1 protein-coding gene and 1 pseudogene are annotated in these 876 nt (G+C 66.4%); one reads left to right on the forward strand and one right to left on the reverse strand.

Features of this window, described 5'->3' with window-relative positions; all coding sequences use genetic code 11:
* Positions 1-588, reverse strand: a 588-nt coding sequence (locus EN781_RS33370) for a 2-dehydropantoate 2-reductase (RefSeq protein WP_127400771.1), incomplete at its 3' end; no start/stop codon positions are given.
* 116 nt (positions 589-704) lie between these two features.
* Between EN781_RS33370 and EN781_RS35705 the strand changes: the two are divergent.
* Positions 705-876: pseudogene (locus tag EN781_RS35705) on the forward strand (succinyl-diaminopimelate desuccinylase); the annotation flags it as partial.

Here is an 876-nt window from a genome sequence, read left to right on the forward strand (position 1 = left end):
GTTGAGGTTCATCAGCAGCTTGCCCCACAGCACCGCCGTCATGTCGGCATGCGTTTCGACCGCGAGCCCCTCGACATCGAGAAGGTCGGCAAGGCCCGCCACGCCGTCCTCGAGCATCACCTTGCCCTCGCTGGCGCGATGCACGTGAAACGGCGCCTCATCCGGGGACTGCACGACATTGAACGGCACCATGCCGGCAAGCACCCGTCGCCCGGCAAGCCTTGCCCGCAGTTTCTCGGCATTGTCGACGCCGTTCTGCAGGCTGACCACCACCGCTTCCGGGCTGGCATGCGCCGCAACGAGCGCCGCCATCTCCTCGGTGGCGCCGCTCTTGACCGTCACCAGGACGATGTCTGCGCCGCCCAGGGCCTCAGCCGGATCGGCGGTGACGGAAAGCGCCGCGGGCGCGATGCGGCGGTCGCGGCAATCGAGGTCGCTGACCCGCAAGCCATCCTTGCGCAACGCCGCCTCGACGCGCGGGCGCGCCAGCAAAGCCACCTTGCGTCCGGCAAGCGCAAGGCAGCCGCCGACATAGCAGCCGATACTGCCGGCGCCGGCAATGGCGATGGTCTTTTCTTCCCTGGCCATGCGATAGTCTCACCTTGGTCTGCGACTATACGACGTGAAAACCATAATGTCGGCGCCATGGCCGGCCATGACGTCTGGTCGTGACAGGCCTTTCGCTTTCGATTATCGCTTTGTCCATGAAATTGCCCACCGACCCCGCCGCAAATCTTGCCGCCCTGATCCGCTGCCCCTCGGTGACGCCCGCCGAAGGCGGCGCGCTCGCCGCGCTTGAGACAATGCTGAAGCCGCTCGGCTTCGCCGTCGAGCGTCCGGTGTTCTCGGAAGACGGCACGCCGGACATCGAGAACC

This window comes from Mesorhizobium sp. M4A.F.Ca.ET.090.04.2.1, from assembly GCF_003999085.1.
In the GTDB taxonomy this organism is placed as follows: Bacteria; Pseudomonadota; Alphaproteobacteria; order Rhizobiales; family Rhizobiaceae; genus Mesorhizobium.